Raw genomic sequence first — 16713 nt, forward strand, 5'->3', positions numbered from 1 at the left:
CCCCGCTGCGGCAGTTACACAAACACTGCGGGGTGCATAAGCTTACTTTAAATTGTTAAACTGCAGATCCAGCGGCAAATCAGCTTTGCGCAGAATTTGGATGATCTGCTGCAGATCATCACGGCTTTTACCGGTTACACGGATGGTATCTCCCTGAATCTGGCTTTTCACCTTCAGCTTGGAGTCGCGGATGAGGATATTGATCTTTTTGGCGTTTTCCTGATCAATGCCCTGCTTCAGGCCCAGGCGCTGGCGGACTGTTCCCAGTGCAGCCGGCTCAATTTTGCCGAAATCCAGATTTTTGAGTGTAATTCCGCGTTTGACCATTTTGGACTGCAAAATATCAATGACGGCGTTCAGCTTATATTCATCCTCGGAGGCAATGATAAGCGCGTCTTTCTCCAGCTTCAGACTGCTTTTGCTGTTTTTGAAGTCAAAGCGGTTATCAATTTCCTTCTCTGTCTGGTGAACCGCGTTGGTTAATTCCTGCATATCCATTTTGGATACGATGTCAAATGAACTTTCCGAACTCATTCTTCCACGTCCTTTGCTTACAATTATTCTTTTCTATTATATGAGATAGGGCACATGAAGTCTAATTATGGAAGGAAGCTGCCGGGCATGCAAGAAGAAACGGCTGCGCCGCCTGTAAGGCGGCACCCGTTTCTGTGTAAAACAAAAGATTATTCCCGTCCCCCGGCATATCCGTTCCCGGGAGACTTCTTCACTGGCCTTATCTGCTGCGTGCAGGAGCCCGGAACATATCCAGAATTCCCAGCACAATATGCGCCAGTCCAAAACCCAAAATTCCATAGCCCCAGGCGCTCGGTGTCAAATAATACCCGAGAAGGCTGACAATAATGCCAAGCCCGGTAACAATCCAACTGACAGTCATGAGATACACCTCACTTTGGCGTAAGAACTGTAAATCATTCTTAGGTTCTCCAAAATACCAAAGTCTATGCAGGACTGGCTTTACTCGCCTGTATTCTCATTTCCGGCAGTGTTTTCGGTTCCTTCAGCGCCGCCGGAAGCACCGCTGTCCAGTTCCAGCAGGAGACGTGAAGAGGTTTTGCCGTCGGTAATTTCCTGTCCGTTCACAGTGATGGTGGTCGCCGGAGAGTATCCGGATTTGATGTACATGCCTTCTGCACCCAGCGTAAAGCTCAGGGAATCACCAGCTTCTGTATTGCCGAAGCTTAGCTTCTCGCCCTGGGAATTCTCGCCGTTGTATACCTCAAGCCAGCTTGTACCAGTAGCTGCAATCTTAACCTCCACAGGCGTACCGGAGGATGCCGTTACTTTAAAGATTGTTGTCTTGCCTGATTTGCGGTCCTCAGTAACCGTCACCGGGCCTGCTGTCGGCGAAGGTACAGGTGTAGCAGTCGGAGCAATTGTAGGCGAAGCTGTTGCCGTGCTGTCCCCGCCCCCAGCCGGAGGATTGCTGACGATCCCACCGCCGACAGCCGTCGGCGAAGGCTGGATCTTGGACGGATCCTGCTGTTCATTCGTTACATTGGACGAATCTACCGTTTCAGGATCAGATTTGTTCATATTCGAGGAAGCGTACCAGTAGATCACCGCGATGATCAGGACCGGAAAGGTCCACATCAGGACTGTCGGCAGCCATTTGGCATTCCGTTCCGTCTCCGTCCTGCGGCTGCGCTTCTGGATCACCGTTTCCATCGTGGTATCGACAGGAGCCGCTGGAACATTGCCGTGCTCTTCCATCAGCTCGTCCGGATTAACTCCGACAGCTTCTGCATAGGTTTTGATAAAGGCCCGGACATAAAAGCTTCCGGGAAGCACTTTGTAATCCCCCGCTTCGATGGCTTCTAAATATTTTTTGCGAATTTTGGTTACTTCCTGGACATCGTCAAGACTCATCCCTTTTTGCAGACGCGCCTCTTTCAAATGCCGGCCCAGTTCCGACATACCATCACCTCCTAAAAGTTTTGTGAGCAATACTTCCACGATTTAGCTTCGTACAAAACTCCCTTCGGAAGCATACTCTTAGTTTTGTGAGCAATACTTCCACGATTTAGCTTCGTACAAAACTCACTTCGGAAGCATACTCTTAGTTTTGTGAGCAACACTTCCACGATTTAGCTTCGTACAAAACTCGCTTCGGAAGCATACTCTTAGGTTTTGTGAGCAACACTTCCATGATTCGCTTTCGTACAAAACTAACTGCGGAAGCATGTGCTTATTTATAGATCATCACTGTAGCTTGTCGTAAACGACTCGTACAATATTTCTTCTGCAGGGTTGTTGCGCAGCTCGATAATGATATCGAAATCATCGAAGGTATACTCGGATTCCCGCACAAAAATATCCGGATGCTCAATCACCTTCGTGCTCGGCATGCTCATGACCTGCTGCAGCAGATTGTAATGCTTCTCGTTGGAGCGGATGGTACTGACAATGCCGTCAATAATGAAGACATTATTCGGATTCATCTCATCCTCAGCCAGCTGGCTGCGCACCGTTTGTCTCAGCAGGGTGGACGAGACAAAGGTCCAGCGCTTCTGCGCACACACGCTCCCTGCAATGATCGACTCTGTTTTGCCGACGCGCGGCATACCTCTAAGTCCTATAACCTGATTGCCTTCCCTCTTAAACAATTCGCCGAGAAAGTCGACAAGCAGCCCCAGCTCATCCCGCGTGAAGCGGAAGGTTTTGCGGTCATCCGAATCCCGGTCAATATATCGTCCATGACGGACAGCCAGCTTATCCACCAGACGCGGGGAACGCAGCGCTGTAACCGTAATATTATCCACCTTTTTGAGCATTTCACCCATCAGCATAATTTTCTCGTCGTCGCTGGTTTCCAGCAGCATCCCGCGGGTCTTGCCTTCAACACCGTTAATCGTCAGGATGTTGACTTCGAGCATACCAAGCATTGAAGCGATATCACCAAGCAGACCAGGTCTGTTCTTATGTATCTTGTACTCCATGTACCACTGTTTATATTCCACTGATTCGCACCTCATTGATTACTTTTCCCTGCAGACTCGCCATAACCTCAAAAAAACCGGCTTCGGCATAGCTTCTGAAACACGGGTCATGTTAATGATATATAAAATAAAAATGAAAGGCAAGGACACTGTTGTAATAATTGCAGAAAAGCTCCCGCGATGGGGAGCTCCTTCCGCTTGCCTATGCGTTTTTCTTCGCCAGCTTGACCATGAGGGAAGCAATGGTATGCTTCTCATCGTCCGTACCGACATCCCACAGCTCTTTGATCGCCCGGTTGGAGTAGTTGCCCGGATCGACTTTTTTGTCGAGGAATTCCCCGATTTCAAAAGCCAGCTTGGTGATGGTTTCTTCACTCATCCCCATTTTTTCAGCCTGAATGACCCGTTCACCCAGAAAGCTCTTCCAGGTATCAAAGTTCTTTACTACGGATTCTGTTGACATCTTAAATCCTCCTTCATGGTTACGGTCCGGACGCCCTGTTCAGCCGTCAGCCGTCTTACGTGATGATTTAAAAGCAACAGTATTAATATGTCTCGTACGTGCTGTTCTTATGCTGGAGATTTCTCCAAGCCGCTCGGAAAAACAGATTCGCTAAGTAATCCAGCCGCCGTTCGGACTGATCACCTGGCCGGTGATATAACCCGATTCGGGCAATGCCAGAAAATAGACAAGTGAAGCCACTTCTTCCGGTGAAGCAAGCCGGCCGGCCGGAATTTCCTCTTCCAGCATGCGCAGCTCCTCCTCCTGAAGATTGTTAAGCATCGCTGTATTCACGGCCCCCGGCGCTACAGCATTCACCGTTACCCCCGAAGGGGCCAGCTCCTTGGCCAGCGCCTTCGTAAAAGCGTTGACGCCGCCTTTGCTTGCAGAGTAGGCCACCTCACAGGAAGCGCCGGAAATGCCCCAGACTGAGGATACATTGATTATCCGGCCAAAGCGCTGCGAGACCATATAAGGCATAAAAATCTGGCTGCATAAAAAGGTTCCCTTGAGATTGACTGCCATCACTTCATCCCATTCCTCTTCCGTGACATCGGCCAGCATCCCGTAATGGGCCTTTCCGGCATTATTAACCAGAATATCCGGAAGCATGCCGCTGCTTTCCAGACGTTCAGCCATACGCAAAAGCTGGCTGCGGTCCTTCATGTCCGCAGCCACGGTCATCACCTTTGCCCCCATTGCCAGACAGCGGCGGGCAACATCATTTGCCGCTTCATGTGAATTCATATAATGAATGACAATGTTCATGCCCACCGAAGCAAAGCGCTCGGCGATTGCGCCGCCGATTCCCCCGCTTCCTCCCGTGATGAGCACGGTCATCTCATTGATTGGTTTGCCGCCCTCTCCCGTTAACGCCATTAAGGGCTCACCACAAGCGATACGCTAAGCTGCTCCCAGTCCACATGGGCACGGAGACGGGCATTGACCTCATCCAGTGTAATCGATTCGTAGACCGGTAGCACTTCAAACAAATCACCGCCGCGGAACTGATAGCGCGTGAATTCATGGGCAATGCTCTCCGGCGAATTCAGCATACGCAGATAGCCGCCGATTTTCTTTTTGCGGGCCCGTTCAAAATCCTTCTCGGCAAAACCGGAAGCCAGCACCGCATTTACCTCTTCCTTGATCCGCTTCAGCAGCAGATCCGGGTCCTTCGTATCTCCGCCAACCGCCGAGAAGGCATATTGCGGGGAGCTGTTAAATTCATGGCCGAAGCTGTCCGAAATCAGCTCTTCATCGTACAGCTTCTGATAGAGCGCCGTACTGCTTCCGAACAGCAGGTCGAGCATCAGCTTCGTTGTCAGGTCACGGCGTACCGCCGCTTCCCCGGTCAGCCCCTCCGGTTTCTCCTTGAAACCGAACAGGCATTTCGGCATTGACACAGCAAGCCGGCTTTCTTTATGTTTCTGCGCAACCTGCGCAGGCTCTTCTTCAAAAATCCGCGTAATTTCACCCTGCTTGTCATAGGTCTTGGCTGCCTGGTTGCTGCGGACCAGCTCGAATACCTTCTCGGGCTCTACACCGCCGACAACGAACAGCAGCATATTGCTCGGATGATAAAAGGAATTGTAGCAGGTGTAGAGCGTTTCTTTGGTGATCGTAGCAATGGAATCAATTGTGCCGGCGATATCAATATGCACCGGATGCTTGGAATACATCGCCTCAATTAATCCGAAATAGACGCGCCAGTCCGGATTATCGGCATACATATTGATTTCCTGCCCGATGATGCCCTTTTCCTTTTCCACATTTTCATCTGTAAAATAAGGACGCTGCACGAAATCAATCAGGGTGCTGAGATTGGTCTCAATATTTTCGGTTGCCGAAAAGAGGTAAACCGTCTGGTCAAAGCTGGTGAAAGCATTCGCAGAAGCGCCGTTAGAGGCAAACGTGGCAAAAATATCGCCTTCCGGCTCCTCAAACATTTTGTGCTCCAGGAAGTGGGCAATCCCGTCCGGTACTGTCGTTTCCTCGCCCCCGGCCACTTTGAAATGATTGTCTACAGAGCCGTATTTGGTGGCAAAAGTGGCGTAGGTTTTTTTGAACGCCGGTTTGGGCAGTACATATACCTGCAGCCCGTTATCCATAACCTCGTGATACAGCGTTTCCTGCAGCTTGTCGTAATGAATTTTGTTCATCTGCTATTCCCCCTTCCCTGTCAGGAAATAAATCGTATCCAGCTGGAAGGTGTCGGCAGCCGCCTTCACGTCTTCAGCACCAATTCCGTCCACTTGTGCAAGCAATTCCTGCGCTGAACGGTCTTTTCCGGACAATTGGCGGTTAAAATCAAACGAAATCAGCTCAAAGGCAGAGTCCTGTATCTCGGACAACAGGTTGCGGATCATCGCTTTGGTCTGGTTCAGCTCCAGATCGCTGATATTCCCGGCCTTCAGCTCATCGAGCTGTTTGCGGATAATGTCTACGGCCTTACCGTAATTCTGCGTTTCGATCCCCGACTGGATGGTGCCGATACCCTTGTGGCCGTCATATCGCGAGGATGCATAATACGCCAGACTTTCTTTTTCACGGACGTTAACAAACAGCTTGGAGTGCGGATACCCGCCGAGAATACCGTTGTACATCAGCGCAGAAGCATATCTGTCATCTGAATAGGTTATGGAGGTGCGCAGACCCATGTTGAGCTTGCCCTGATTAACATCCAGCTTTTCTTCCACCGTGCGGACCTCTGAAACAGCCACCGGCTTAAAGTTGGAGCTGTAGCCGGCCGTTTCCTTATGCGCACGGCCAAAATGGCGGATAACCAGCTTTTCAACTTCTTCAGGCGTTGTATCGCCAACCACATACAGATCAAGAATGGCGCCGTTCAGCCATGCTGTATATGATTCATACAGGCTCTTGGGCGTAATGCTGTCCAGGTCGGCTCTCTGGCCAAGCGGATGCAGACGGTAAGGCTCCTGGCGGCACATTTCCTCAATGCAGCGTTCAGCGGCGTAGCGGATTTTATCGTTCACGATCGCTTCCAGCTTCTTGCGCACCGTTTCACGCTCGGTTGCTACATAGGAGGCGCGGAAGCTTCCATCCTCCAGCAAAGGCCGGGTCAGCACCTCACCGAGAAAGGCAAACGACTCACCCAGCAGACTTTCCTTGCTCTGGACAAATGAATCGTTGATCGTATCCATCCGGAACTGGACAATCTGATAATCGCCCCGTTTGTAGATGTCAAAGCCGAAACCGGCTCCGTAAAGCTCTTCCAGCCGTTCGCGGAACTGCATGGTCTCCGGGTAAGTGGCTGTGCCTCTGCGGAGGACAAAAGGAGCCAGCGCTGTCGGTGTGACTGTGCCCTCATCCAGAGGCACTCCGGCATAGAGAGAAATGGCGAAGGTTTTAAACGCCTTGGTCGGCAGTACATGGATGCGCATGCCTGCAGCGTTACCATGTTGAAATCCATTGTTTGTCAAGTCCAAAACTCCTTTACGGCGTGGATAGATGCAGTACAATTTAAGTTTATGAAGTATTATCCATTCTAAACCATTCCAAAGTAAGGAAGCAACCGGCAGAAGATATACCGGTTGCTTTAAGTCGGTGTATAGTCTTACATACAGAAGATATGCTCCCCGATCGTGATGACCTGCGGCCGGGTCCAGATCCATTTGGAGGTCGCCGTTTTCGGGTTAAAATAATACAGGCAGCCCCCGGATGGGTCCCAGCCGTTAAGCGCCTGCTGAACGGCTTTGCGTGCCTGCTCATTCGGCTCGAGATAGATCTGGCCGTCCGCTACTGCCGTAAAGGCACCCGGCTGAAAAATAACACCGGACGGCGTATTGGGAAAGCTCGGGGATTTAACCCGGTTCAGGATTACCGCAGCCACCGCCACCTGTCCCTCAAACGGTTCCCCGCGTGCTTCGCCGTATACGGCATTGGCCATGATCTTCAGATCATTTTCGGACAAGCCCATGGTGTTGCCGGAGGATAATTCTGCAGTTGTATTCGTTTTGCCGGTATTGCCTGTCTTGGCAGCCGTGTTGCTGCCCGTATTCTTTTTGGCAGTTGTGGTTGAAGGCTCTGTCGGCTTCCATGCTTTGGTCGCATTATACAGCTTCAGCTTTGTTTTAGCCCCGACAACGCCATCTGCCTTCATCCCGAATTTCCACTGGAACCAGGTTACCGCATTTTTGGTCTTGGCACCAAACTGGCTGTCAATCTTTCCGTTATAGTAACCGAGATGCTTCAGTCTGCCCTGCAGCTCATATACATCCTGACCTGATGAGCCAACCTTCAGCGGAGTCGTCCCGAAAGCCGGCAGCGCCTCTTCCCCGGAAAGAGGGCTAACGGATTCCGTCTGCTGCTGCGGATTGGCGTAGACATCCTGGTTCTTGAAAAGGACTCCCGCAAACGGTGCGGCTGCCAGTACCAGAGTCATTAAGGCAAATATCCACTGCTTATGTTTTTTCATTGGGGTCGCTCTACCTTTCTATTGTAAGTTCAACATGGATGGCTAAAGTTATTATGACGACTGGCAGGACATCCTATGCATGGGCAAGCTGAACTCTGCTGCATATCCTTTGGAAGGGGGGCTTTTCACAGCAAAAAGCACCCTCTCCGCAAAGGAAAGAGTGCTTGATCAATAAGGTCTATGAGCTGATCCGGTTCTGCTGATACTGCTCCAGCGACATTAGCACTTCACGCGGCTTGCTGCCCTCGTAAGGCCCGATAACCGACCGGGCTTCCATCGCATCAATCAGCCGGGCGGCGCGGGTATAGCCTACCCGCATACGCCGCTGCAGCAGCGAGACAGAGGCCTGCTTCGCTTCAAGGACGATCTGTACAGCCTGTTCATACAATTCATCCTGCGGCTCCTGATCTTCCGAAATGACATCATCCACTTCAGGTACAAGTGTCTCATCGTATTCGGCTTCCCCCTGGCTGCTGACGAACTGCACGATCGACTCTACCTCCTGGTCGCTCATGAATGCGCCCTGTACACGGACCGGCTTGGAGGCACCCATCGGGAGGAAGAGCATATCGCCCCGTCCCAGCAGCTTCTCTGCACCAGGCATATCGAGAATAGTCCGCGAGTCCACGTTGGAGGATACGCCGAAGGCGATCCGTGAAGGAATATTGGCTTTGATAAGACCGGTGATAACGTCAACAGATGGCCGCTGGGTAGCGATAATCAGGTGAATGCCCGCAGCACGAGCCATTTGCGCCAGACGGCAGATTGCGTCTTCCACATCGTTTGCTGCCACCATCATCAGATCGGCAAGCTCGTCCACGATAACCACAATGTAAGGGAGAATTGCCGCAGGGTTATCCTTCATCAGATTATTGTAGCCTTCCACATTGCGCGTTCCCGATTTGGAGAACAGCTCATAACGCTTCTCCATCTCTACGACAATCTTCTTCAGGGCCAGACTGGCCCGTTTCGGATCGGTAACTACGGGAGCAAGCAGATGCGGAATGCCGTTATAGACATTAAGCTCAACCATCTTGGGGTCGACCATCAGGAACTTAACCTCGTCCGGCTTCGCTTTGTACAGAATACTGGTAATAATCCCGTTGATGCAGACCGACTTCCCTGATCCCGTAGCCCCGGCAACGAGCAGATGGGGCATCTTGGCCAGATTGCCAACAATGGTCTGGCCGGAAATGTCGCGTCCGAAGGCAATGGACAGCCGGGATTCGGCATCCTGAAAAATCTGTGTTTCCATGACCTCACGCATCGTTACAAGCGAAACCTCGGGATTCGGCACCTCAATACCGATAGCCGATTTGCCCGGAATCGGCGCCTCCATCCGGATATCCTTGGCTGCAAGCGCCAGCGCAATATCGTCGGTCAGATTAACAATCCGGCTGACCTTAACCCCGATATCCGGCTGGATTTCATACCGGGTTACAGCAGGCCCGCGAACCACCTCAAGCACCTTGGCCCGGACGCCGAAGCTCTCCAGCGTCGCCTCCAGCTTACGGGCAGTCTGCATGTAATCGTTCTGGTCTCCAGCTTTGCCGCCGCCGTTCGGTTTGGACAGCAGCCTGAACGGCGGAAGCTTATATGGCTTCGGCGGCGGCGGAAGCGGCGGAGCCGGAGCAGGCTCTCCGCTCTCAGACGTACCCAGCAGGCCCTCAAGATCTACCGTGACCTCCTCATCCGGCACATCATCTGTACCAGGCTGCCGGGCGGCTGAAGGAATGCCTGGTGCAGCTGTACTGCGTGCTCCTGCACTGCGCGCGGCAGGTGAAAACCCGCCCCACTCTTCCCGCTCTTCCTCACTTAGCCCTTCAGAACGGATATGCTCGAAGAAATCACGGATGATCGGAGTTACCGGCTCCAGATCCTCATCGGCAAAATCAGATTCAGCCCTGTCCTGAACAGCATCCAAGTGGTCTGTTTCAAATCCTGAAATTACCGGAGATCCAGGCATGCCCGGATCCGGCGTCCTCACATCAGAGCCTGTCTCGTCGCCGCCTGCTTCAACAGATCCGGTGGACCCGGATCCGCCAAGCCAGCCGCTGATCCGGCGGAAGAACAGCGGCTGGCTTCTTCTCGGAAGAGATGGCTCGTCCTCTTCTTCATCGTCCTCGTCATCGTCAGGAGGCGGTGGTGCAGAAGGCCTGCCGCCTCTTGGCGAACGGGGGGTTACCGGAACTGCAGCCGGGCGGTTGGCCGCTCTCTGCCTGAGATTCTCCAGCAGCTTCACGGAGCGTACCCGCAGCAGCGAGAACAGCTCCACATAGGAGAGATTGGTAACCAGCATGAAGCTGATAGCCAGCATTACGATCATAATCAGCTTCGCACCCAATGTGCCGAACAGCCACAGCAGTGCTGCGAACTCCAGCGCGCCAACATATCCGCCGCTGATATCCTTGCCCAGCAGGTAGACACTGCTGTCATTGGTACCGGGCTTCAGCGCACCGGATAGATCATTATGTATTTGCGCCAGCACATTGCCGGGATGCAGCATATTAATAGGTCCCAGCTTCTGCTGCATGGCTGAGATCGAACTCATAAGGCATAAGGACAGGACCAGCATTACCGCACCGGTATAACGAGTATTCCAGCCGGAGGGCCACTTCCTGTGTATCATGACCATCAGGCCGTAGATGATGCCGACGACCGGCAGAACAAAATAAAATCTGCCCAGCAGGTATCCCGCCATACTGGACAGAGACCGCCCTACGGCAGCTTCGCCGGACAGGGCTATTACTGAAATGGTAATGAGCATAATACCATAAATTTCATATTTAAGAACGCTGCCGATTGTCGCTTTTTTCTTAGACTTTCTTTTTCTCCGTTTAGCCACGCCAGCCACCCCCGGCAACATTATACCATATAATGGCGTGGCGTACCTATGTTCTGTTTTGTAAATAAATGCAACTTTATGGCGCTCCGTTATTTATCGTAATCGACAACTGCACCGGGAGCGAACGCCGGATCAAGATACTTGTCAAGCGGACACTGAAGCAGACGGACAATCCGTGCCTGCCTGCCTTCCAGCGGCTCTACCTGCATCAGCATCCCCCCGATTGTCACTTCCTGCAGCTGCTGCCCGTTACTGTAAGCCCCCTCAAACATTTGTTCAAGCGGCACAACGGTATAGAAGGTCATTGCGGCAGGCCTCCCTGTGTAACCTCACCGGTTCCTGCAGCCGTTACTCTTGTACCGGCAATCATCCGGTTTAAATGAGCCAGGGCGGCGCCGATTCCGCCAACCTCGTCCATCAGGCCGAATTTAACCGCATCATACCCGCCCACCGCGGTACCGATATCACGGTTCAGCTCCCCTGTTTTGAACATCAGATCCTTGAACATCTGTTCACTGATCCGCGAGTGGGAGGTGACGAACCGTACCATCCGCTCCTGCATCCGTTCCATATATTCAAAGGTCTGCGGCACACCGATCACAAGCCCGTTCATCCGGATCGGATGAATGGTCATCGTTGCGCTTTCGGCAATTATGGAGTAGCTGGATGCTACGGCAATCGGCACACCGATACTGTGCCCGCCTCCGATAACCACCGTAACCGTCGGCTTGGACAGGGACGCAATCATTTCGGCAATCGCGAGCCCGGCCTCTACGTCACCACCGACAGTGTTCAGAATAATCAGGAGGCCTTTAATATTCTTGTTCTGTTCTGCAGCCACAAGCTGCGGAATAATATGCTCATATTTAGTCGTTTTATTATGCGGCGGGAGTACAAAATGCCCCTCGATCTGGCCGATGATCGTCATGCAGAAAATATCCGGCTCTGCGCTCGGCACCGCCGTCTGGCCCAGCTCTTTAAGCATATTTACGGCAGGCGGGACTGCTTCAGGAGCAGCTGTCCTGGTTTCCTCCGGCTGAACCTCTCCGTTGCTGATACCCGTATCCAAACCTTGCTTCTTATCCACTTCCAGCTCACCCTTTCCGCTTGCAGCTCTTATAAAGCTGCAGCCATACTGACTGTGCTTAGTATGACATTTACGGTGAGCGGCTTATACAGAAATGAACATTTCCTTTTAGTACTTGTCGACAACAGCCCCAAGCACCGCGCCCCGGATATAGCTTTGTCCCTGCAGGCTGGCCAGGGTGGGCGCTGTACCTGTAACAACTACGCCCAGAATACGGACATCACTTGCATCCGGCGCAGCTTTATCTTTTTTCAAATTCTCAATAATATGCTTATATTCTTCATAGTATCTGTCCTTGCGCGACAATCCGCTTTGAACGGAGTCAACAAAATCTTCAGGTGTTACATCATTGTAGTCAGGACGGATTCCGAAGCCGTATACCCCGTAACCTGACATTGGCAAAGGGTAGCTCGTTCCTCCGTTTCCGTCATCACGGGGTTCAAACTGAAATCCATTACAATCACCATACGTATCAACCCAATACCATACCGGTCTTACGCCCGCTGGCAGCATGTCTCGCACCTCCTCAAACGAATAGGATTGATCGAATGACAGCGACATTTCCGCAAGCTTCCCGGGCTCCATTTCACTAAGCAGCGATAGGTCATTAAAAATTTTCCCGTTATAATCCACTTCAGGAACATAGTAGAGCATTTCGCGCTGGCCATTGTAAGGGTTATACTGTCTGCCGTATTCATAACCGGCCTGCTCCAGCTCCGAATTGCTGACGGTCAAAGCTGATGTCCCGCCGTATGCGCCTGTAGTGAACGGAAACCACCATTCATTGTAATTTATCCACTCTTGCTCCCAGGGGATCGGAACACCCTCAATAATTTTGTAGGTGTTCGTTTCCAGCACACCTGACAGAAACCCGCGGGTATCCTTATATCCTGCTTCATATTCGTTAGGACTGCTGATCATCCTGTACATCCATTCGCTCAAAAGGGTCTCTGAGGATCTGTGATTCACCATTTGGGCAGCACCAAAAAATATAGCGGTTAATGTCACAAGCACTACGGCCAGCGAAATGAAAATACTGCGCACCGTACTTTTGCGTTTTGCCTTTCTCAAGACCTGTGACAGCTGCTTGTCCTCATCTTCATTCCATGGGGCAGTCAATGTACCTCACCTCCGTAAAATTGTTGAAACTGTTGTCTTGCCCGGTATAGAGACGCTTTTACCGTTCCTTCACTGATTCCCAGCAATGCTGCGATTTCCTTATAGGATAAGCCCAGCTCGTATTTGAGCAGAATCAGCTGGCGGTTGGCCGGAATCAGCCGGCTTAGCGTCTGTTCAATTCGTTCCTTTTGTTCGCGCTGCAATAGCAGTGACTCCGGCTGCTCCTTATCAGGCGCCGCCTGCTCCTCTGCCTCCATGGTGTACTGAAACCGTTTATGTCTGCGGCACAGATCATAATACCGGTTAATTGCAACCTTATAGAGCCAGGCGCTAAAATTGCGCTCTTCGATCCCGCTTATATACTGCAGTGCCTTGCAGACCGTATCCTGTACAATATCCTCCGCATCTTCAGGCGCTGCGCCCAGGCGGATCAGATATCTGCGGATCTCGGCCATTTTGGATCCCAGCAGCTGCTCCTTAAGCTTAGCCCCCATTATGCACCTCCCTGGCAGTATAACGATTGAACTAAGGAAATGTTGTCTCTTGCCGTAAAAATAACAAAAACCCCTCCTCCCCAGGAAACCGTCCAATATTTCCGGGAGAGAAGGGGCTCTTGCGCCCTGCTTATTTAAATAGAAGAAGCTATCTTCTTAAACTTCCATAATAATCGGCAAAATCATCGGTCTGCGGCGCGTCTGTTCGTACAGGAAGCGGCCGAGGGAATCTTTGACGCTGGTCTTGAGGGAAGCCCACTCATTGACCTTCTCGCTCATCAGACGCTGCAGCGTGCTGGATACAATACGGTTGGCTTCGTCCAGCAGTCCTTCGGACTCACGGACATATACAAAGCCGCGGGAAATGATATCCGGCCCGGAGACAATCGCTCCGTTCTGCTTGCTAAGTGTAACGACGACTACGAGGATACCGTCCTGGGACAGCAGTTTGCGGTCGCGGAGTACGATGTTACCTACGTCGCCGACACCCAGACCGTCGATCAGCACGTTGCCTGCAGTAACCTTACCGGCTCTGCGGGCTCCACCGCCCTGAATCTCAATCACTTCACCAATCTCGGTGATGAAGATGTTACTTGGTTCCACGCCGACGGATTCTGCCAGAAGCGCATGTCTGCGCTGCATCCGGAATTCACCGTGGATTGGAATGAAGTACTTCGGCTTCATCAGGTTAAGCATCAGCTTAAGCTCTTCCTGGCTGCCGTGACCGGATACGTGAACGCCGGAGTTCGAGCCGCTGTAGATTACATTGGCGCCGAGACGGAACAGTTCATCAATGGTACGGCCGACATACTTCTCGTTGCCCGGAACCGGAGTCGCCGCAATAATAACGGTATCTCCCGGCAGGATATCTACCTTGCGGTGACTGGAGCGGGCCATCCGGGTAAGTGCCGACATCGGCTCACCCTGGCTGCCTGTGCAGAGCACGACAACGCGGTTGGCGGCCATGCGGTTCATTTCCTCCGGCTCAATCAGCATACCGTCCGGTACATGCAGGTATCCAAGCTCGGAAGCAATGGCAACCACGTTAACCATACTGCGTCCGATAACAGTGATCTTGCGGCCTGTCGATTCTGCAGCATTAACCACCTGCTGAATACGGTGCACGTTAGAAGCGAAAGTCGCCACTACTACGCGCTGGTCGGCTTTGCGGAAAATATCCTCCAGCACGATGCCGACATTTTTCTCCGAAGGGGTAAAGCCCGGCTTCTCGGCATTGGTACTGTCAGACATAAGTGCGAGTACACCCTTCTGGCCGATTTCCGCCATCCGGTGCAGGTTCGCATATTGGCCATTGACTGGTGTATGGTCAAATTTGAAGTCGCCTGTATGAACGACATTACCTTCCGGGGTCTCAATGCATACGCCTACGGAATCCGGAATACTGTGATTAGTTCTGAAGAATGTCACCTGCAGGGAGGTTCCCAGGTCGATGACAGAATCCTCATTAATCAGAATGCGCTTCGTTTCGCCAAGCAGGTTGGCTTCCTTCAGCTTGTTCTCGACCAGGCCGAGCGTAAGTCTTGTTCCGTATACCGGAACATTCAGGTTCTTGAGCACATAAGGCAGACCGCCGATGTGATCTTCGTGTCCGTGAGTGAGGACGATCCCTCTAACCTTATCACGGTTCTCAGTCAGGTATGAGATGTCTGGAATAACAATATCAATACCGAGCATATCCTCTTCCGGGAATTTAAGTCCTGCATCCACGACCACAATGTCGTTAGCATATTGGACTACATACATGTTTTTTCCGATTTCTCCGACTCCGCCCAAAGCGAAAATCATTAGCTTATCGTTGTTGTTATTTTTTTTGGACAAATGAATCTAACCCTCCTATGATGTTGGACGTCACCCTTTTATTGGCAAATCATTAAGCTTCATATTTCAGCGGCGCTGAACACATTGTTCAAATTGCCGATAGCTTCCATAAAGAACAGGGATATTCCGCTTAAGTCTGATCATATCTGCTGTGCAATGCGAAAAATCCCGAAACCGAGAAGTGAGAAGTGAGTAGCTTCTTGAACTGGATAATATCCGTCAAAGGCCAATGCTGCGCCCCTCGCGCAAAAAACCGACAGCAATAGCACAGACTTATAGAAGGACCTACCCTGTCTCACAATGTTAAAAACATTGACGGAAGATTACCGCATATTTAATTAACCGCACCCAGTCACTTAAGAACATTATACATGATTTTTTTGGCAAAAGACAAGTCATCCGCTATGTAAGCTTATTCTTTCCTTAGAATTCAGGCATTATTTGCGGAAAAGATGCATCAACCAGCTCATATAAAATATGCAATTTCATCAAAAAAACCGGCTCCCGTTAAAGGGATACCGGTTTCAGTTAGTTACCGTTCAGAATCAGAGTAAGGCTAATTCAGCAGCTCCTTGATAAAAGCGGCCTCAGCTTCATCCGGGCCGACCAGCGGGAGCCGGACAGAACCGACGTCGATTCCGCGCAGCGACAAGGCATACTTGACTGCGGCCGGATTCGGCAGCGGCTGCGGACATTCAAAAAGACCCTTGAACACAGGGAACAGCTGACGGTGCAGGTCTCCTGCCCGCTTCACATTTCCGGCCAGGTATGCCTGAATCATCTCCGACATCTGGGCGCCGATAATATGTCCTGCCACACTGATAATCCCGTGCCCGCCAACCGCCAGGGTAGCCAGACCTGCAGAATCATCGCCTGTGTAGACATGAAAATCCTCAGGGCATGCCGTAGCAATCAATGTAATCTGGTCCACGGAGGCACATTCCTTGGTGGCGACAATATTCGGAATCTCCGCAAGCCGCAGTGTCGTTGCCGCACTCATGCTCACACCTGTTCGTCCGGGAACATTGTACAGGATACAGGGCAAAGAGGTGCTGCCGGCAATCGCCGAGAAGTGCTGATACAGCCCTTCCTGGTTCGGTTTGTTGTAGTAAGGAACGACCAGCAGAACACCGTCTACGCCGATCTTCTCTGCTTCCTTCGTAAGATGTATGGAATGTCTGGTGCTGTTGGTGCCGGTTCCGGCGATAATTTTACAGCGTCCGTCTGCTTTATTCAGGACAAAGGAAAACAGCTTCAGCTTCTCCTCATCGGTCAAGGTAGGCGATTCCCCCGTCGTCCCGCAGACAACCAGCGCTTCGGATTTCTGTTCTTCTATCAAATAATCGACCAGCCGGGAAGTTCCTTCCCAGTTGATTTCTCCATCCCCGTCAAAGGGGGTTACCATCGCAGTGATCAGTCTACCGAAATCCACTTT

At 51.6% G+C, this 16713-nt stretch carries 16 protein-coding genes; all 16 read right to left on the reverse strand.

Going from position 1 to position 16713, the window contains the following annotated elements:
- Nucleotides 1-42: 42 nt before the first annotated feature.
- Nucleotides 43-534, reverse strand: a complete 492-nt coding sequence (locus AC4G46_RS19160) for a YajQ family cyclic di-GMP-binding protein (protein WP_491124123.1) — start codon at nt 532-534, stop codon at nt 43-45.
- A 199-nt stretch (nt 535-733) separates the two neighbouring features.
- A complete protein-coding gene (locus AC4G46_RS19165; protein WP_167347618.1) occupies nt 734-895 on the reverse strand; it encodes a hypothetical protein in 162 nt (53 codons plus the stop codon).
- A gap of 80 nt (nt 896-975) precedes the next feature.
- Nucleotides 976-1935, reverse strand: coding sequence for a RodZ domain-containing protein (locus tag AC4G46_RS19170; protein ID WP_491124124.1), 960 nt, complete (start codon nt 1933-1935; stop codon nt 976-978).
- Between the two features lie 275 nt (nt 1936-2210).
- On the reverse strand, nt 2211-2993 hold the full coding sequence (locus AC4G46_RS19175; protein WP_068723918.1) for a DUF3388 domain-containing protein: 783 nt from the start codon (nt 2991-2993) through the stop codon (nt 2211-2213).
- Between the two features lie 166 nt (nt 2994-3159).
- Complete coding sequence (locus AC4G46_RS19180; protein WP_042177468.1) at nt 3160-3420, reverse strand: DUF3243 domain-containing protein; 261 nt, start codon at nt 3418-3420, stop codon at nt 3160-3162.
- Nucleotides 3421-3570: 150 nt separating this feature from the next.
- Nucleotides 3571-4338 carry an elongation factor P 5-aminopentanone reductase gene (gene ymfI / locus AC4G46_RS19185; RefSeq protein ID WP_068723922.1) on the reverse strand — a complete coding sequence of 256 codons (768 nt, stop codon included), beginning with the start codon at nt 4336-4338 and terminating at the stop codon, nt 3571-3573.
- Nucleotides 4338-5618: an EF-P 5-aminopentanol modification-associated protein YfmH gene (gene yfmH / locus AC4G46_RS19190; protein ID WP_491124125.1), complete on the reverse strand. Its 1281-nt coding sequence runs from the start codon at nt 5616-5618 to the stop codon at nt 4338-4340. The genes ymfI and yfmH overlap by 1 nt, the downstream gene beginning before the upstream one ends.
- A gap of 3 nt (nt 5619-5621) precedes the next feature.
- Complete coding sequence (gene yfmF / locus AC4G46_RS19195) at nt 5622-6899, reverse strand: EF-P 5-aminopentanol modification-associated protein YfmF (protein WP_491124126.1); 1278 nt, start codon at nt 6897-6899, stop codon at nt 5622-5624.
- Nucleotides 6900-7033: 134 nt separating this feature from the next.
- Complete coding sequence (gene sleB / locus AC4G46_RS19200) at nt 7034-7894, reverse strand: spore cortex-lytic enzyme (protein WP_491124127.1); 861 nt, start codon at nt 7892-7894, stop codon at nt 7034-7036.
- 178 nt (nt 7895-8072) lie between these two features.
- On the reverse strand, nt 8073-10739 hold the full coding sequence (locus tag AC4G46_RS19205) for an FtsK/SpoIIIE family DNA translocase (RefSeq protein WP_491124128.1): 2667 nt from the start codon (nt 10737-10739) through the stop codon (nt 8073-8075).
- 89 nt (nt 10740-10828) lie between these two features.
- Nucleotides 10829-11044: a YlzJ-like family protein gene (locus AC4G46_RS19210; protein ID WP_068723930.1), complete on the reverse strand. Its 216-nt coding sequence runs from the start codon at nt 11042-11044 to the stop codon at nt 10829-10831.
- On the reverse strand, nt 11041-11808 hold the full coding sequence (locus tag AC4G46_RS19215; protein WP_491128932.1) for a ClpP family protease: 768 nt from the start codon (nt 11806-11808) through the stop codon (nt 11041-11043). The genes AC4G46_RS19210 and AC4G46_RS19215 overlap by 4 nt, the downstream gene beginning before the upstream one ends.
- A gap of 126 nt (nt 11809-11934) precedes the next feature.
- On the reverse strand, nt 11935-12945 hold the full coding sequence (locus tag AC4G46_RS19220) for an anti sigma factor C-terminal domain-containing protein (RefSeq protein WP_491124129.1): 1011 nt from the start codon (nt 12943-12945) through the stop codon (nt 11935-11937).
- Nucleotides 12942-13439 carry an RNA polymerase sigma factor gene (locus AC4G46_RS19225; RefSeq protein WP_491124130.1) on the reverse strand — a complete coding sequence of 166 codons (498 nt, stop codon included), beginning with the start codon at nt 13437-13439 and terminating at the stop codon, nt 12942-12944. Before AC4G46_RS19225 ends, AC4G46_RS19220 begins: the two co-directional genes overlap by 4 nt.
- A gap of 156 nt (nt 13440-13595) precedes the next feature.
- Nucleotides 13596-15245, reverse strand: coding sequence for a ribonuclease J (locus AC4G46_RS19230; protein ID WP_491128933.1), 1650 nt, complete (start codon nt 15243-15245; stop codon nt 13596-13598).
- A 589-nt stretch (nt 15246-15834) separates the two neighbouring features.
- Nucleotides 15835-16710, reverse strand: coding sequence for a 4-hydroxy-tetrahydrodipicolinate synthase (gene dapA / locus AC4G46_RS19235; protein ID WP_491124131.1), 876 nt, complete (start codon nt 16708-16710; stop codon nt 15835-15837).
- Nucleotides 16711-16713 lie beyond the last annotated feature (3 nt).

Source organism: Paenibacillus sp. fava2 (assembly GCF_058313675.1).

Excerpts from the sequence above, each read along its gene's own strand:
- AC4G46_RS19165 (WP_167347618.1), bottom strand. The coding sequence starts at position 895 with ATGACTGTCAGTTGGATTGTTACCGGGCTTGGCATTATTGTCAGCCTT.
- AC4G46_RS19170 (WP_491124124.1), bottom strand. The coding sequence starts at position 1,935 with ATGTCGGAACTGGGCCGGCATTTGAAAGAGGCGCGTCTGCAAAAAGGG.
- AC4G46_RS19160 (WP_491124123.1), bottom strand. The coding sequence starts at position 534 with ATGAGTTCGGAAAGTTCATTTGACATCGTATCCAAAATGGATATGCAG.
- ymfI (WP_068723922.1), bottom strand. The coding sequence starts at position 4,338 with ATGGCGTTAACGGGAGAGGGCGGCAAACCAATCAATGAGATGACCGTG.
- sleB (WP_491124127.1), bottom strand. The coding sequence starts at position 7,894 with ATGAAAAAACATAAGCAGTGGATATTTGCCTTAATGACTCTGGTACTG.
- AC4G46_RS19180 (WP_042177468.1), bottom strand. The coding sequence starts at position 3,420 with ATGTCAACAGAATCCGTAGTAAAGAACTTTGATACCTGGAAGAGCTTT.
- AC4G46_RS19175 (WP_068723918.1), bottom strand. The coding sequence starts at position 2,993 with ATGAGGTGCGAATCAGTGGAATATAAACAGTGGTACATGGAGTACAAG.
- AC4G46_RS19230 (WP_491128933.1), bottom strand. The coding sequence starts at position 15,245 with ATGATTTTCGCTTTGGGCGGAGTCGGAGAAATCGGAAAAAACATGTAT.
- AC4G46_RS19225 (WP_491124130.1), bottom strand. The coding sequence starts at position 13,439 with ATGGGGGCTAAGCTTAAGGAGCAGCTGCTGGGATCCAAAATGGCCGAG.
- AC4G46_RS19210 (WP_068723930.1), bottom strand. The coding sequence starts at position 11,044 with ATGACCTTCTATACCGTTGTGCCGCTTGAACAAATGTTTGAGGGGGCT.
- yfmH (WP_491124125.1), bottom strand. The coding sequence starts at position 5,618 with ATGAACAAAATTCATTACGACAAGCTGCAGGAAACGCTGTATCACGAG.